General features: G+C 42.1%; 16 protein-coding genes and 1 pseudogene. 11 read left to right on the plus strand and 6 right to left on the minus strand.

The window, feature by feature from the left end; all coding sequences use genetic code 11:
- Window positions 1-176: 176 nt before the first annotated feature.
- Window positions 177-1,035: pseudogene (locus tag K6969_RS03800) on the plus strand (IS630 family transposase); the annotation flags it as partial.
- A gap of 60 nt (window positions 1,036-1,095) precedes the next feature.
- Window positions 1,096-1,794: a TIGR02206 family membrane protein gene (locus tag K6969_RS03805; RefSeq protein ID WP_024376697.1), complete on the plus strand. Its 699-nt coding sequence runs from the start codon at window positions 1,096-1,098 to the stop codon at window positions 1,792-1,794.
- A 290-nt stretch (window positions 1,795-2,084) separates the two neighbouring features.
- On the opposite strand, the gene K6969_RS03810 is transcribed toward K6969_RS03805, so the two are convergent.
- On the minus strand, window positions 2,085-4,421 hold the full coding sequence (locus K6969_RS03810; RefSeq protein WP_171942636.1) for a cation-translocating P-type ATPase: 2,337 nt from the start codon (window positions 4,419-4,421) through the stop codon (window positions 2,085-2,087).
- A gap of 236 nt (window positions 4,422-4,657) precedes the next feature.
- On the opposite strand from K6969_RS03810, the gene K6969_RS03815 reads away from it, so the two are divergent.
- The 8 genes from K6969_RS03815 (at window position 4,658) to K6969_RS03850 (ending at window position 12,815) form a co-directional block, all read left to right on the plus strand.
- Window positions 4,658-6,202: a peptide chain release factor 3 gene (locus K6969_RS03815; protein ID WP_171942637.1), complete on the plus strand. Its 1,545-nt coding sequence runs from the start codon at window positions 4,658-4,660 to the stop codon at window positions 6,200-6,202.
- Window positions 6,203-6,577: 375 nt separating this feature from the next.
- Window positions 6,578-8,173: an ATP-binding cassette domain-containing protein gene (locus K6969_RS03820; protein ID WP_171942638.1), complete on the plus strand. Its 1,596-nt coding sequence runs from the start codon at window positions 6,578-6,580 to the stop codon at window positions 8,171-8,173.
- Between the two features lie 68 nt (window positions 8,174-8,241).
- The gene (locus K6969_RS03825; protein ID WP_171942639.1) at window positions 8,242-8,625 is read left to right on the plus strand and encodes a PH domain-containing protein; all 384 of its coding nucleotides are present in this window, start codon (window positions 8,242-8,244) and stop codon (window positions 8,623-8,625) included.
- 345 nt (window positions 8,626-8,970) lie between these two features.
- A complete protein-coding gene (locus tag K6969_RS03830) occupies window positions 8,971-10,542 on the plus strand; it encodes a DEAD/DEAH box helicase (RefSeq protein WP_171942640.1) in 1,572 nt (523 codons plus the stop codon).
- A 143-nt stretch (window positions 10,543-10,685) separates the two neighbouring features.
- Window positions 10,686-10,964 carry an autorepressor SdpR family transcription factor gene (locus K6969_RS03835; protein ID WP_171942641.1) on the plus strand — a complete coding sequence of 93 codons (279 nt, stop codon included), beginning with the start codon at window positions 10,686-10,688 and terminating at the stop codon, window positions 10,962-10,964.
- Window positions 10,951-11,550 (plus strand): DUF1648 domain-containing protein, encoded by a 600-nt coding sequence (locus tag K6969_RS03840; RefSeq protein ID WP_171942642.1) that lies wholly within the window; start codon window positions 10,951-10,953, stop codon window positions 11,548-11,550. Before K6969_RS03835 ends, K6969_RS03840 begins: the two co-directional genes overlap by 14 nt.
- A gap of 112 nt (window positions 11,551-11,662) precedes the next feature.
- Window positions 11,663-12,070 (plus strand): GNAT family N-acetyltransferase, encoded by a 408-nt coding sequence (locus K6969_RS03845; RefSeq protein ID WP_171942643.1) that lies wholly within the window; start codon window positions 11,663-11,665, stop codon window positions 12,068-12,070.
- Window positions 12,071-12,203: 133 nt separating this feature from the next.
- Window positions 12,204-12,815, plus strand: coding sequence for an FMN-dependent NADH-azoreductase (locus K6969_RS03850; protein WP_171942644.1), 612 nt, complete (start codon window positions 12,204-12,206; stop codon window positions 12,813-12,815).
- Between the two features lie 15 nt (window positions 12,816-12,830).
- Here K6969_RS03850 and K6969_RS03855 read toward each other — a convergent pair whose 3' ends face one another.
- The 5 genes from K6969_RS03855 to K6969_RS03875 all read right to left on the minus strand — a co-directional run bounded on the left by K6969_RS03855 (window position 12,831) and on the right by K6969_RS03875 (window position 14,582).
- Window positions 12,831-13,103 (minus strand): GIY-YIG nuclease family protein, encoded by a 273-nt coding sequence (locus tag K6969_RS03855; protein WP_171942645.1) that lies wholly within the window; start codon window positions 13,101-13,103, stop codon window positions 12,831-12,833.
- The gene (locus K6969_RS03860; protein WP_171942646.1) at window positions 13,093-13,842 is read right to left on the minus strand and encodes a tRNA1(Val) (adenine(37)-N6)-methyltransferase; all 750 of its coding nucleotides are present in this window, start codon (window positions 13,840-13,842) and stop codon (window positions 13,093-13,095) included. The genes K6969_RS03855 and K6969_RS03860 overlap by 11 nt, the downstream gene beginning before the upstream one ends.
- Window positions 13,843-13,921: 79 nt before the next feature.
- The gene (locus K6969_RS03865; protein ID WP_024395032.1) at window positions 13,922-14,173 is read right to left on the minus strand and encodes a hypothetical protein; all 252 of its coding nucleotides are present in this window, start codon (window positions 14,171-14,173) and stop codon (window positions 13,922-13,924) included.
- A 9-nt stretch (window positions 14,174-14,182) separates the two neighbouring features.
- Complete coding sequence (locus K6969_RS03870; protein ID WP_171942647.1) at window positions 14,183-14,437, minus strand: hypothetical protein; 255 nt, start codon at window positions 14,435-14,437, stop codon at window positions 14,183-14,185.
- A gap of 13 nt (window positions 14,438-14,450) precedes the next feature.
- Window positions 14,451-14,582 (minus strand): hypothetical protein, encoded by a 132-nt coding sequence (locus K6969_RS03875; protein WP_255196807.1) that lies wholly within the window; start codon window positions 14,580-14,582, stop codon window positions 14,451-14,453.
- Window positions 14,583-14,919: 337 nt separating this feature from the next.
- Here K6969_RS03875 and K6969_RS03880 point away from each other — a divergent pair, with 337 nt between their 5' ends.
- The gene (locus K6969_RS03880; protein ID WP_029173561.1) at window positions 14,920-16,011 is read left to right on the plus strand and encodes a cystathionine gamma-synthase; all 1,092 of its coding nucleotides are present in this window, start codon (window positions 14,920-14,922) and stop codon (window positions 16,009-16,011) included.
- Window position 16,012: the final 1 nt, after the last annotated feature.

Below are 16,012 nucleotides of genomic sequence, written 5' to 3' on the forward strand. Positions count from 1 at the left end.
TGAAACTTACTATCGAACAAACAAACGAATTAAAAACTTATTTGAAAGATAAAACCTATTCCCCATTTCATAGACGACTTCAAGTAATCCTGTTCAGAGCCGAAGGTCTCAGTTATAGAGAAATCACTAACCTTATCGGCTATTCAAAGTATACAATCTGGTCCTTACAAGGCAAGTATGAGCTTGGTGGGATTTCAGCTCTAGTAAGAGAAACGCGAGGTGGACGGAACCGTCAATATTTAACCCTTCAAGAAGAGGAAGCATTTCTAAAAGAACAGTTAACAGCTTCACTAAATGGCGAATTTGTGACCATAAACTCTCTCTACGAAACTTATCAGAAACGGGTTGGACACCCTACGACCAAGGAAGGATTCTATGCCCTTCTGAAACGCCATGGTTGGCGCAAAGTGACGCCAAGACCAGAACACCCTAAAAAAGCAGACGCCGAAACGATTCTAGCGTCTAAAAATAAAATCTTCATTCACGAAAATAGGAAAGCGCTTCAAGAATAGTCGTCGCTATCATAAAGTCAGACTAATGTATCAAGATGAGGCGGGTTTCGGTCGGATTAGTAAAATTGGAAAGGCCTGGGCACCAAAAGGGGTGAGACCGCATGTACATAGCCACTATATTCGTGAGTATCGCTATTGCTATGGTGCTATTGATGCCCATACAGGAGAGTCCTTCTTCATTATCGCTGGGGGTTGCAATACAGATTGGATGAATGTTTTTCTCAAACAACTATCTGAAGCTTATCCTGACGATTATATTTTATTAGTGATGGACAATGCCGTTTGGCATAAATCAAGTACCTTAGAGAAACCACATAATATTGGTTTTGAGTTTATTCCTCCCTATACTCCTGAAATGAATCCAATTGAACAAGTTTGGGCTGAGATTCGAAAGAGAGGGTTTAAGAATAAAGCTTTTAAAACACTAGATGATGTGATAAACAAGCTTCAAGAAGTGATACGAGAGTTAGATTGGTCTATTTTAAAACCAATTGTTAGTAGACGATGGTTAAAAAACACTTGATTGGTTTGATTTTGATTTTTGTTGAGTATAACTTTTGGGGAAAGAGAGGAATTTAATAAGATGAGTGATTTTTTTAGCAATCAGATTTCTGAAGCACCGAACCTGAACGTATTGGAACACCTGTTTCTCATGATTATTTGGTTTTTCATGCTCTATCTTTGTTTTCGTTGTTATCAAAAAAGATGGTTTCATATTGTTTTTTGGTGGCTTCAATTTATACAGATTGTCTCCCTTTATACTTGGTATATCGTAGCTGATTTTCCTCTTTCTGAGAGTCTTCCTTTTTATCATTGTCGCTTGGCTATGCTTTTTATTCTTTGGGCGAAGCCTGGACCTTTGAAACGTTATTTTGCCTATCTGGGTCTTTTTGGATCGCTTTCAGCCTTTATTCATCCAGTATTTGACCCATTTGCATTTCCACATCTGACCTTCTTTACTTTTGTTATTGGTCACTACGCCTTGACGGTTAATTGTATGTTGTACCTGTTATCTGATTTAGAAGGAGAGATGTTGAAGGGAAAAGAGGTAGTGAAATATACGCTTATTATGAATATGCTGATTCTAGGAGTAGCTCTTTTAACTGGTGGAAATTATGGATTTTTGAGACAGACACCTTTAGTGAACAGTACCAATCTTCCTTTGAATTTCTTCTTGGTAACCTGCCTACTCTGTTTCTCTATTTTGAGTATACAAGCTATGTTAATTGCCTATTTGAAAAAAGAAAGCAAACAAATGGATTCGCAGATATTGAAAAAATAAGGGAGCGGGAAAGAACTCGACTGGTCAAAAAGAGTTCGTCAACAATTTTTCGTTTTAAGTTGTTGAGCTGAAACAGTCTATCCCCAGACTGTTTCACTCCCACCCCCGCATAGCTCCAAAGGTTTGGGGAACCTTTGGAGGTCGGAGATAGAGCGAACAGAGTTCGCATCAGTCGTATAGGTCAGATTTGGAGTGTAAAACACGAACAAATCTGCCAATCAACCACTGCGCTGAGATGTTGACACGAACCCTGAGAAGCGAGGTTGGTCTTTTTGCCCAGCCTCTTATTTTTAGTTTTTAAATGCGCCTTGTTTGTGGCTAATCCAGAAAAAGACAGGGATAAAAATGAGCATTAATCCAGAATAGATTGGCAATGTGTGACTGTTTAAGGGGTGGATTTCAATCAGACCATGTAGGAAATGGGAGCTGATGAAGAAACCGAAAACGGAATAAATAATAAGAGCCAGTCGAGCTTTTGTCAGTGGCAAACAGGCACGAATGACAGCCAGTAGACCTGTTGAACCAAGAACATAATAAGAGAGGGTTTGCATGTCATGCAAGTTTAAGTATCCAAATACTTGCATTAAATGGAAAATAAGGACACTGAGAACAACCATGAGAGCATTTGGTAGGGCTAAGAGAAGAGATTTTCTGAGAAAATGTTTTTCTACGGGGCGGATATTTCGTTCAAAAGTTAGGATAAAAGGAGGAAAACCTTCGACAAATTGACCAATGAGGGTCATTTGTACTTGAATAAATGGGAAAACTAACAAATATTCTGCTTTACCTAGGGCAATACTAGCGATACAGATAAGGCCAAGTAAGAAAGAGTAGATTGTTTTGATAAGAAAGATGGGAGCAATGTGGGAGATGTTATTAACAACGCGTCGCCCCTCAAAGAGAATCTCAGGAATATCGCGAAATTCAGAATCTAGGAGGACTAGATTAGCGATTTGTCTGGTAGCCGGATCGCCTTCAGCCATAACAATGGAACAATCAGCTTCACGTAGTGCAAGAATATCATTGACCCCATCACCGGTCATTGCAGTAGTATGTCCCTGTGCTTTGAGGGTTTGGATGAGCAATTTTTTCTGATGTGGGGATACGCGACCGAAAATGGCGGTTGTTTCAGCTCTGGCAATTAGTTCTTCGTCGTCAACTTTGGAACAATCGATATAGCTATCGTAGTCAGCAAATCCAGCTTCCCTGGCAATGTGTGAGACCGTCACAGGATTGTCACCAGAGATTATTTTTAGAGTCACTTCTTGCGAGCGAAGATAGGCTAGTGTTTCTGCGGCGTCTTCTCGGATTGGGTCGGCAATTTCTAATAGAGCTAGAGGTTCAATATTCTCAGGTAGCTGATTTTGAGAAGAAGGAAGGGACTGTTGGCTAAGCGCAAGAATCAGGACACGGGAACCACGAGCCTGTGCCTCAGAAACAGAAGGAGGATTTTGTGTTAGTAACATTTCTGGTGCCCCTAGAAAAATGTGACCAATGTTTTCTATTGTCATTGCCCCCCATTTTCTATCACTAGAAAATGGGATGATGTGACTAGCTTTATAGTGGTGCTCTAAATCACCATATTCTTTTCGAATGGCCTGAGCTGTTGAATTAGTATCCTCACTTGTCTGGATATAGGTAGCGAGTATCTGTTGGATAGTGTCAAGTGAATAATGGTTGGTTAAGGGGAGCAGGTTTTTGACGGTCATTTTCCCCTGAGTAATCGTTCCGGTCTTATCCAAACAAAGAACATCAACTCGGGCAAGTGTTTCGACGGAATACATTTCTTGTACGAGGACATTTTTCATTCCCAGTTTGATAACGGCAGTTAAGAGAGAAGTGATGGTCAGCAGAGCAATTCCCTTTGGTAACATACCTAGTAGGGCAGTAGAGCTGGTAATAACTGAGTCTTTTAAGGGAAGAAGTTTGATGAAAAGGGCTTCTAGAAAAAGAGCAAGTCCGAATGGAATGATAATTTTTCCTGTAAATTTAGCAATTTTATCCATATTGTAAAGAATACGAGAGACGATAGGTTTGTGAGTTTTCGCCTCAAGCATGAGCTTACTGGCATAGTTTTCTGCGCCAACATGGATGACTTTTGCATAAATCTGTCCGCTAACTAGATAGCTACCAGACAATAATTCAGCCCCAGTATTTTTCACAATCAAGTCGCTTTCACCGGTTAACATGGCCTCGTTTGCCTCGGCTATACCTTCTAAAACAATAGCATCACTAGGAACTTGTTCGCCAGCAGACAGCAAGAGAACATCATCTAAGACAATATCTTCTGGTGCAATAGAGATTGTCTCGCTGTCGCGAACAACTCGGATAAAATCCTTGTTCATCAGGTTGAGTTTGTCAATCATTCGTCGTGCTCGCCATTCTGTCAGCATTCCTGAAACAGCGTTGAGGACAATAACTCCGAAGAAGAAAAGGTTGGACCATGCCTGTACAGCTAGTAAGGCTAAGAAAATGGCAAAATTTAGTGCGTTAAAAGATGTAAACACATTTCGTCTGAAGATTTCCCAATTACTGGCACTGGTCTTTGTCTTAAAATGATTGGTTTGCTGGTTTTGAATACGTTTTTGTACTTCCTTGGTTGATAAACCTTTTATTTGTTTGTTCATTATTTTATCTTTCTTTTCTAGTATATAGAATACATCTCATACTTATTGTAACACATTTATAATACAATAGTATAGGTCTGTAGACCTATTCTTCAATAGTTTGAAAAATTCCCTTATTTCCGATATAATAAGAGAGTTGTCTAGTAAAGAATAAGGATGAATCCAATGTAAATCGAATAGGATAAGAGCTCAGCTCTGCTATGAATCAAAATACAAAAAAATGAAAAGGAAACATTATGTCACTACAAGAAGAAATCAAGAAACGCCGCACCTTTGCGATTATCTCTCACCCGGACGCGGGTAAAACCACCATTACCGAGCAGCTACTCTACTTTGGGGGTGAGATTCGTGAAGCAGGTACGGTCAAGGGGAAAAAGACTGGTAACTTTGCCAAATCTGACTGGATGGATATTGAGAAGCAACGTGGTATCTCTGTTACCTCATCTGTCATGCAGTTTGACTATGCAGGCAAGCGGGTCAATATCCTAGATACACCAGGGCACGAGGACTTCTCAGAAGACACTTATCGGACCTTGATGGCGGTGGACGCGGCTGTCATGGTAGTGGACTCTGCCAAGGGTATCGAGTCTCAGACCAAAAAGCTCTTTGAGGTCGTTAAGCACCGCAACATCCCAGTCTTTACCTTCATCAACAAGTTGGACCGTGACGGTCGTGAGCCACTTGATTTGTTGCAGGAGTTGGAAGAAGTCTTGGGCATTGCCAGCTATCCAATGAACTGGCCAATCGGTATGGGGAAATCCTTCGAGGGTCTCTATGACCTCCATAACAAACGCTTGGAACTCTACCGTGGTGACGAGCGGTTTGCAAGCTTGGACGAGGGTGACAAGCTCTTTGGTTCTAACCCCTTTTATGCACAAGTTCTGGATGATATTGAACTTCTGGCGGAAGCTGGGAATGAATTTTCAGAGCAGGCGATTTTGGACGGCGATTTGACCCCTGTTTTCTTCGGCTCAGCCCTGACCAACTTTGGTGTGCAGACCTTCCTGGATACCTTCTTGGAATTTGCTCCAGAGCCACATGGACACAAGACGACAACTGGTGATGTCATTGACCCGCTCAACAAAGACTTTTCAGGTTTTGTTTTCAAAATTCAAGCCAACATGGACCCGCGTCACCGCGACCGTATTGCCTTTGTCCGTGTGGTTTCAGGTGAATTTGAACGCGGTATGGCGGTCAACCTGCCTCGTACAGGCAAGGGAGCCAAGTTGTCCAATGTGACCCAGTTCATGGCAGAGTCCCGAGAGAATGTGGAAAATGCAGTGGCGGGGGACATTATCGGGGTTTACGATACAGGAACCTATCAGGTAGGAGATACCTTGACCGTAGGTAAGAACAAGTTTGAATTCGAACCGCTACCGACCTTCACCCCTGAAATTTTCATGAAAGTTTCTGCTAAAAACGTCATGAAACAAAAATCCTTCCACAAGGGAATTGAGCAACTGGTCCAAGAAGGAGCGATTCAGCTCTACAAGAACTACCAGACAGGCGAGTATATGCTGGGTGCCGTTGGTCAGCTCCAGTTTGAAGTTTTCAAACACCGCATGGAAGGCGAGTACAATGCTGAGGTAGTCATGACCCCAATGGGTAAAAAGACAGTCCGTTGGATTAAGCCAGAAGACCTGGATGAACGGATGTCTTCAAGCCGTAATATTCTTGCTAAAGACCGCTTTGACCAACCCGTCTTCCTCTTTGAAAACGACTTCGCCCTCCGCTGGTTTGCGGATAAATATCCGAATGTGGAGTTGGAAGAGAAGATGTAGCAAACATCTGGGAGATGTTTGCTATCGGGAGATGGGAACTGACGGTAGTCAGATTACAGCTGTTCAGCTTTGAAAATCAAGTTAAAACTTCGTTAAGTCGCTTCGATGAACCTTAAGTTCAATCTTCAGCTCCTTGCCTAGTTTTATTCTTGATTTTCTTTGTGTATTAAAGTCAGTATTCAGCTTCGAAAATCAAGCTAAAACTTTCTTAAGTCGCTTTGATGAACCTCAAGTTCAATCTTCGACCAATTCAATCCAATACCAATAAGAAGTCAGGCAAGTCCTGGCTTTTTTTAATTTTATTATCATTGCAAAAAAAGTATTATTATAATATACTATAGTTATATAAATGGAAATGGATTGGAGGTCTGAACTTTGTTTTACTACCTTAGAAAATGCAAGTTGGAGGTGCTGGCTTATGTCTCGGTAGCTCTTGTCTATGCTCTGATTTTGGCAGCAACAGGTTTTGTCTATGCTAGGGTTTCAGAGGCGGCTCTGTCCGGTGACCAGAAGGCATTTGTGACCGGTTCACTCATAGCGGTGGGCTTTTTCATCTGCGATACCTACTTTGACTACCTGCCTCGTTATCTCAAATCTAAGTTGGTCAATCGTATCATGGAAAGGGCTCGAAATCAACTGGTGGCTGTCTATGCAGCTGGTGATGATTCAGGAAATGATGACAAAAAGAGTGCTGACAAGATTCACATTTTGGTCAACCACATGGATGTCTTGGAAAATGGTTATCTAACACCGCTCTTGTCCATGTTGACAAGCCTCCTTGTTTTTACCTTTTCACTGATTGGTGCCCTTTATTTGCAAGGGACCATGACGCTGATTATGCTGGCTTTGTGCTTTATTCCTTTTCTCGCTCCCTTGATCAATAATCGTATCCTTGCTCATGCCACTCAGGATAGTCAGTCGGAGAAGAATGCCTACCTCAAGCTCTTTAGTGAGTTTGTTCATTCTCTGACCTTTATCCGAATCAGCACCATTACTCCGATTTTTGAGGAGAAACTCCAAGCATCCAGTCAGGAATATGCTAGGCGAGCCAACCATTTTTCCAAAAAACAATCTCAGACCTACGCCGTGTCCTACGGTTTGAGTAGTGTGGTCTATTCGGGTGCCTGGATTATTGGTGGTATCTTTGTCTTTCAAGGCCTGCTGAAGATTTCAGACCTGATTGCTATGACCACCCTCATGGGAACGGTGGCGGGGCCTATCCAGACCATGTCTGGACTGGTGACAGATTACCTGGCCAGTCGGACTGTTGTAGCAGATTTGACGACGATTTTACAAGGCCAATTCCAGGAAAATGAAGCCAAGGAAGAACTGACTGAAACCATTGACAGCATCAGCTTGGAAACGATTACCTATGAGCAGAATAATCACCGCCTCTTTGATAGGTTTTCCTATCGTTTTCTTGCTAATAGAAAATATGCGATTCTAGGTAAAAGTGGCAGTGGCAAGACGACCTTGCTCCGTCTGCTGCTGGGGGTTCAGAAAGCAGATGAGGGACGGGTCTTGGTCAACCAGACCAATCTTGCGGACCTAGAACAGACCTCGTTTTTTGGAAAAATCTATTATCTTCCTCAAAAAACGGCTATTTTCTCAGCTAGTATTGGGGAAAATCTGAGCCTGTTTGGTCCCTTGGATCAGAGAAAGGCTCTGACTTGCTTGAGCAGGGTTGGTCTGCTAGACTGGTTTGAACGACAGGAAAATGGTTTCGCTACCCTGCTATCCTCTGCCCAGCAATTATCGGGAGGGGAGGAGCGGCGGTTTGATATAGCTAGAGCTCTCTATCGTGATGCGGAAGTCTTGTTATTTGATGAGCCAACGACGGGCTTAGATACTAGAAATGAAAGTTTAATTGCGGAAACCTTGTCCAAGATTGAGGATAAGTTGGTCATCGTCGTCACCCATTCGCAGAATGAAGAATTTCTAGGCTTGTTTGACGAGAGGCTTGTATTATAGGCTGGTTTTTACTTTGTTTCCTGTAAGTTTTTCGGTAAAATATGGAAAAGTAAAAAAGGAGTAAACACATGGGTTTGTTTTCAGGTTTGATGGGCAATGCCTCGCAGATGAATAATGACAAGGTAGAGCAAGAGTTGGCAGATATCCTTTTGGATGCGGAACAGGTAGCAATGGCTTTCAGCTTGGTTCGTGATTTGATTGTTTTTACAGAATATCGATTGATTTTGGTCGATAAGCAAGGAATGACTGGGAAAAAGGTATCTTATAAATCGATTCCTTACCGCTCGATTTCACGCTTTACGGTAGAAACCTCTGGTCATTTTGACTTAGATGCCGAGCTGAAAATATGGATTTCCTCGGCTGTTGAACCTGCTGAAACCCTCCAATTTAAGAGTGATAAGAGTGTTATTCAGATCCAACAAGCACTTGCAGCAGCGGTATTGTTGAAATAATTTTCTGAAGAAGGGGAGCGAAAGCTCCTTTTTTCATGAAAACGCATTTTTTAAATTTTCAAGGCAAAAGCCGACCTTTATGCTTAGAATGTGTTATACTAGGTAAGTTGCAAGTCTGATACTGGTTAGTTCGCTGCCAGTGGAAATAATTGTTACAAAAAAAGTTAGATAAGGTAGCTTCGCACTGCCTTGTAAAAGAAAGGAAATGCGTTAGGAAACTAGCTCGGGAAGAGTATTCGAACCCGTGCTAAAAACTTCGTGAAAAAGATAGACTTCCTAGTGTGTACCCACACTGCGTTAGTCTCCTATTTTCACCTTGTTTTCTTAACGCACTTGGTATCATAATTGAAATTTACTGAATTAAACTTATCCGAAGACATTTTGCTTGCTGTTGAGAAGGCTGGTTTTGAAACGCCGTCACCTATCCAGGAGCAGACTATTCCTCTCGCTCTTGAGGGTAAAGATGTGATTGGTCAAGCCCAGACGGGTACTGGTAAAACAGCTGCCTTTGGTCTGCCCACCCTCAATAAAATTGACATCAATAATCAAGCTGTTCAAGCCCTAATTATTGCTCCAACGCGTGAGTTGGCGGTGCAAAGTCAAGAAGAACTCTTCAAATTTGGTCGTGAAAAGGGTGTGAAAGTCCGCTCTGTTTACGGTGGTTCTAGCATTGAAAAACAAATCAAGGCCCTTCGTTCTGGTGCTCACATTGTTGTTGGTACACCTGGTCGTCTCTTGGACTTGATCAAACGTAAAGCTCTCAAGCTTGACGGCGTTGAAACCCTTATTCTTGACGAGGCAGATGAAATGCTCAACATGGGCTTCTTGGATGACATTGAAGCCATTATCGAGCGTGTTCCTGAAAGTCGCCAGACTCTCCTATTTTCTGCGACTATGCCAGAGCCAATCAAGCGTATCGGTGTCAAATTCATGAAAGAGCCTGAGCACGTTAAGATTGCGGCCAAGGAATTGACCAATGTGAACGTGGACCAATACTATATCCGTGTCAAAGAACATGAAAAATTTGATACCATGACACGCCTCATGGACGTTGACCAGCCTGAATTATCTATCGTCTTCGGTCGTACCAAACGTCGTGTCGATGAATTGACTCGTGGTTTGAAACTGCGTGGCTTCCGTGCAGAGGGTATCCACGGAGATTTGGACCAGAACAAGCGCCTTCGTGTTATTCGTGATTTTAAAAATGACCAAATTGATGTCCTTGTTGCGACGGACGTTGCGGCGCGTGGTTTGGATATTTCAGGTGTAACGCATGTCTATAACTACGATATTCCACAGGATCCAGAAAGCTATGTTCACCGTATCGGTCGTACCGGTCGTGCGGGTCAATCAGGTCAGTCTATTACCTTTGTTTCGCCAAACGAGATGGGCTACTTGGCCATCATCGAAGATTTGACCAAGAAACGTATGAAAGGACTTAAGCCGGCAACTGCCGAAGAGGCCTTTGAAGCCAAGAAAAAAGTTGCTTTGAAGAAGATTGAACGTGACTTCGCAGACGAGACCATTCGTGGAAACTTTGATAAGTTTAAGAAAGATGCAATCAAGCTGGCGACTGAATTTACGCCTGAAGAGCTTGCTCTCTACGTACTTAGTCTGACCGTACAAGATCCAGATAGCTTGCCAGAAGTGGAAATCGCGCGTGAAAAACCACTGCCATTCAAGTTTGCACCTGGTCAAGCCAAGGGCAAGGGTGGCCGTGGTGGTCGCGACCGTGATCGTGGTGGTCGTCGTGATGGTGACCGCAACCGAGACCGTGGAGGACGCCGTGGTGACCGCAATCGTCGCGATGACAAGTTCAAACGTGACAACCGCCGTCAAGATAACAAAAAACCACACCAACGCACATCAAGTGAAAAGAAAACAGGCTTTGTGATTCGCAATAAAGGGGAGAGATAAGCCGTATTTGACAGACCATAAAGAGTGGTCTGTTTTTTTGAAATCTATTTAGAAAATAATCGAAATAGTTCTTGACAAACAATAAAAACAGAGTATAATTCTATTTAGAAATATTTCTAAATAGATGGACAAGGAGGCTTATTATGGGATTGTCTGAAACCTTGAAGGCAATTTCTGCTCCTATTCGTAGGCAAATTCTAGATAGTCTTAAGTCGGGGCCGAAGTCTGCTGGGGAAATTGTAGAACAATTTCAATTAACAGGAGCAACAGTTTCTCATCATTTATCCACTTTGAAAAAAGCTGGATTAATTTTGGAGGAAAAGCAGAAAAATTTTATTTATTATCGTCTAAACTATACGGTCTTTGAAGAAGTCTTGGTTTGGATTGCAAGTTTTGGAGGGAAACAAGATGAAGAAAATTGACATAAAAACATTATTAGCAACTTCTAGTATATTTCTACTGATTGCTGTATTGACGATTTGTTACTATGGAGCCTTGCCAGACACCATGGTGACACATTTTTCGGTAAATGGTGAGCCAAATGGCTCTATGGCCAAGTATATGATGATTTTGACACCGCTATCATTCTTTTGTGTTCACCTATTCATTTGTGTACTTTATGATGTGAAAGGGATAGGGAAAACACCAGTCATTCGAGTGGTCAAATGGTTTTTTCCGCTACTGTTTCTTATCGTTCAAGTTTCTTTACTCTGGTATAATTTAGGAGTAGAATTGGATTATCGGAGACTTGTCATTGGACTGCTGGCTGTCTATTATATGGTGATAGGAAATTATTTACCCAAGGAGGAATTGGACAGCAAGACCAACGAAATAGAACGAAAGGGAAGAAAGCAGTCAGGCTATCTCTTGATGATTGGTGGGTTGTTACAGTTAGTAAGTTTGTTAGGTTCACCAACCCTATCTATCCTTGTAATGATATTGGTTGGAATTTCTGTTGTAAGTCTTAGCATCTACTATGCTTATCTGCATTTTAAAACCGCTTCATAATTGGAGCGGTTTTTGTTATACTAGAGGTAGCAAAACAGGAGGTACGACCATGGGTATTTTAACAATGGACAAAGCCTTTGTATTCTAAAATAATAATACAAAGGAGAACATCATGATTACTTACAGACAAAATCCTCAACTTGATTTTCAAGCAGTCCTTGAAATCTATGAATCAGTTGGTTGGACAAATTATACTGACCGGCCTACCATGTTACAGAAGGCCTTGGAACATAGTCTGCTCGTTCTTGCTGCCTTTGACGGTGACCGTCTAGTGGGTCTTTTGCGGGCAGTTGGTGATGGTTATTCTATCATCTTCATTCAGGATATTTTGGTCCTCCCCGCCTATCAGCGTCAGGGAATTGGTCGCAATCTTTTAGAGCAGGCCATTGCCTACTTCTCAGGTATTTATCAGCTTCATCTCTTGACGGACAATACTGAGAAAACACGTTCTTTCTATGAGGCAATTGGCTTTACAGCCGTTGATAGCCTGGACTGTGTCGCTTACACCTATTTAAAATAATAAAACAATCTAAAAAAGCAAAAGGCTGGTTGGCCAGCCTTTTGCTTTGAGCAAATGATTTGAATTTCAAATCAAAAAGAGTAGAATATATTTATCGATAATTAGTAATAACGGATGATAAAGGAGATGAACAATGGCAACTGTATTAATTGTAAAGGCTCACCCCCTCGACGCACAAAAGTCCTACGCCTTGCGGGCTTTGGAAGAGTTTCAAACTCGGTACGCCAGTTTGTACCCAGAAGATCGGATTGAAATAGTAGATGTTTTTGAAGACCAGATTCCAGCTTTGGATAAGCCTTTGTTAGAGGCTATGGGAGCAGCTAAAAAAGGCGAAGCTATCAGCCCTGAACAAGCAGAGCAGTTGGACCGCTACAATGCCTTGACCCAACAATTTCTTGCAGCAGATAAGATTGTCGTCGTCAATCCTCTTTGGAACCTCAATGTGCCTAGCCAGCTCGTTTCATGGATTAACACCATCAATGTAGCAGGCCTGACCTTCAAGTATGGACCTGAGGGGTCTATCGGCTTGGTCAAGGATAAAAAACTCCTACACATCCAGTCCAATGGTGGTGTTTATGCAGGTCAAGATCCAGCTGCCCAGTACATCAAGTCTATCTTTGAATTTTTAGGCTTTGAAGACATTCATCAGGTCTTTATCGAGGGGCAATCGGCTGATCCAAGTCAGGCTCAGGCTATTTTTGAAGAAGCTATGGGGAAAATTGATACAATTTTGGAAGCATTTTAAATAAAAAGCCTCGTACTATTTTGTACGAGGTTTTTTTGTCATTTCTGCGATATAATCTAACTTACTCTGCCGACTGCGTTTCTTAAACAAAGCCTCGGCAGACATGGCTTCTTGCTTGCTGTCAAAGGCTTCCTGATAGAGCAGGCTGACAGGCAGGCGTGCGCGGGTGTACTTGGCCCCTTTCCCACGATTATGGGTAGCAAGCCGCTTCTCCACATCAGTCGTATAGCCAGTATAAAGACTCCCATCGGCACATTCCAAAACATAAAAGTAGGCCTTATTTTCCATAATAAATCTCACGAATAGCCGGAGTGTAGTCGCCGTTTTCCTCATGGACAACCAGAGGTGGCAGGATGTGCAGCCCATCTACCGATCCGTCCTTGATCGCTTCAATCAGCAACATATTGGCCTCCTTGCTGGCCTTGGGATAGACAAACTGGATGCGTTTGGGAGCTAGTTTGTAGGTTCTCAGCGTGTCCAAAATATCTAAAAATCGATCGGGCCTGTGAACCATGGCCAAGCGACCATTGGACTTGAGCACCTGTTGGGCCACCTGACAAATACTATCTAGGTTGGTTGCAATCTCATGTCTGGCTAGGAGATAATGCTCGCTTTCATTGAGGTTTGACTCTTTATCTACCTTGAAATAGGGAGGATTGCAGAGCATCAAATCAACCTTGGACCGTAAATTATACTGGGGCAGGTTTGCCAAGTCGTCATTGATAATCGAAACCTGCTCCTCCAGACCATTGAGGGCAATGGAACGGCGGTTCATATCAGCTAGTCGCTCCTGCAACTCGACCTGAATAATCTGAGCCTTGGTGCGTGTAGAGGCAAAGAGGCCCACCGCCCCATTTCCGCTACAAAGATCGACAATCAGCCCCTTCTGAGCAGGAATTTTTGGAAACCGCGAAAGAAGAACGCTGTCAATCGAGTAGCTAAAAACCTCTCGATTTTGAATAATCTGAACATCTGTCGAGAAGAGCTGGTCAATCCGCTCTCCGTCTAATAACTCAATTTTTTGCATAGGTATATTATACCATCTTTGAATGAAAATCACTGTATATTTTGAAACAAAAAGAGAGCGAATACTTCGCCCTCAATCCTTAAATAAAAAATTCTACCCAAGCCCCAACTAGCAAGAATGCGATGCAGAGATAGATTTGCCAATTTGCCCTCAACATCCATTCTTTAGACCAAAAGGCACTGCGGGCTGTACCGACAGAAGCAAAAAGCAAGAGCCCAAGCCAGAGGGTAGGCCCCTTGTCCAACCATTCTCCAATGCTACCAAGCAACAACAATATCATCAAATAAAAGTTAAAACTCCGATAAAATTCTTTATTAAATTCTTTAAACATATAAAATCCTCACAGTACAAAGAAGGAAATGATTGTCCAACTAGTAATCAATCCAATCGTCAGATAAATTTGCCATGTTTTTTTAATCCAGCTACGTGACTTAAAGAAAGCTAGATAACCAGCATAAAGTCCGAGTCCAAGCTTGAGAAAATGGATAAACCAAAACGGTCCATTTACAGCAGCAGAAATCACTTGTAGGATACAGGCAAGAGACAAGTAAAATTCCCAGGTCCGATAGAATGCTTTATTGAATTTTTTAGACATAGTAAGCTCCTTTCTATTTACCCAAAATAAATTTCAGATAGATAATCACCACGATCAATCCGATATAGAAGATGTAGCCCATGCGAGTGAGTTCTTTTTCTTCCTTGAAGAAAAAGGTTCGAATGGCATGAATTAAAATAATCATAGAGGCCAATAGGCTATACCATGCAGGCGTTTGGGAAGGATCTAGCAATATGTCTGACAGAAAAAAACAAGTCCAAAAAATCATAGAATAGAAGGCGCTATAACGATAGAAATGCTTGTTAAACTGGAATTTCATGACAAATCACCTCTCTTTCTTTTATTATATCAAATAATGTATAGGTTTAAAAGTATTTATTGGTAAATCCAGTATGATTATTGTTATAAAGAAAAACTATAGCAAAGCTTGCTATTTTTCTATAAGTATTTTTGGATATTTTTCACACCAAATCTCCTATTTCATGCTAGACTATATTGTAAGTTAGATTGGAGTAGATGTTATGACAGATTATAAGATTGATACGATTTTAGCGCATACGGGCATCAATAGCGATGAGAGAACAGGTGCCTTGATTTCCCCTATCCACCTTTCGACGACCTATCAACACCCTGAGTTTGGTCAATCGACAGGTTATGACTACACGAGAACAAAAAATCCGACACGTGCCAGTCTAGAGACGACTTTGGCAGCTATTGAAAAGGCCGACTATGCCCTAGCAACGAGCTCGGGAATGGCTGCTCTGGTCTTACTTTTTAATGGTTTTCCTGTAGGGAGTCAAGTGGTAGCGGCGCGTGATTTGTACGGTGGTTCCTTCCGCTGGTTCAATGAGCAAGAGAGTATCGGTAGATTTCAATTTACCTATGCAAACACCGAGGAGGAGCTGATTGCAGCCATCACCGAAGAGACAGACTATGTTTATCTGGAGACACCGACTAACCCACTCATGGTGGAGTTTGACATCGCTAAGGTTTCGGCTATCGCCCATGCCAAAGGTGCTAAGGTGATTGTCGATAACACTTTTTACAGCCCTATCTACCAAAATCCACTTGTTCTAGGAGCGGATGTTGTCCTACATTCAGCAACCAAGTACCTATCTGGGCATAATGATGTACTAGCTGGCGCTTTGATGACCAATGATCAAGCCCTATATGATAAGCTCTTTTATGACCAAAATACATCGGGTCCAACCCTATCTCCACTGGATTCTTACTTACTCATGCGTGGACTTAAAACCCTCTCGCTTCGAATGGAGCGGGCAACACAAAATGCACAGAAAATTGTAGCGTATTTGGAGAAGAGTCCAGCAGTCAAGCAAGTTTACTACACAGGAAACGGTGGGATGATTTCGGTTAAGGTGGTAGATGAAAGTCGGATTCCCCATATTCTCAACACCCTGAAAGTCTTTACCTTTGCTGAAAGTCTGGGTGGAGTAGAGAGTCTGATTACCTATCCAGCCACTCAGACCCACGCAGACATTCCAGTTGAAATCCGTCATTCTTACGGTTTGACAGATGATTTGCTTCGTCTGTCTATTGGTATAGAGAATGCGGAAGACTTGATTGCAGATTTGAAAACAGCCTTGGAGGGATAAT

Origin of the sequence: Streptococcus suis (assembly GCF_019856455.1) — a bacterium.
Lineage (GTDB): Bacteria > Bacillota > Bacilli > Lactobacillales > Streptococcaceae > Streptococcus > Streptococcus suis_AE.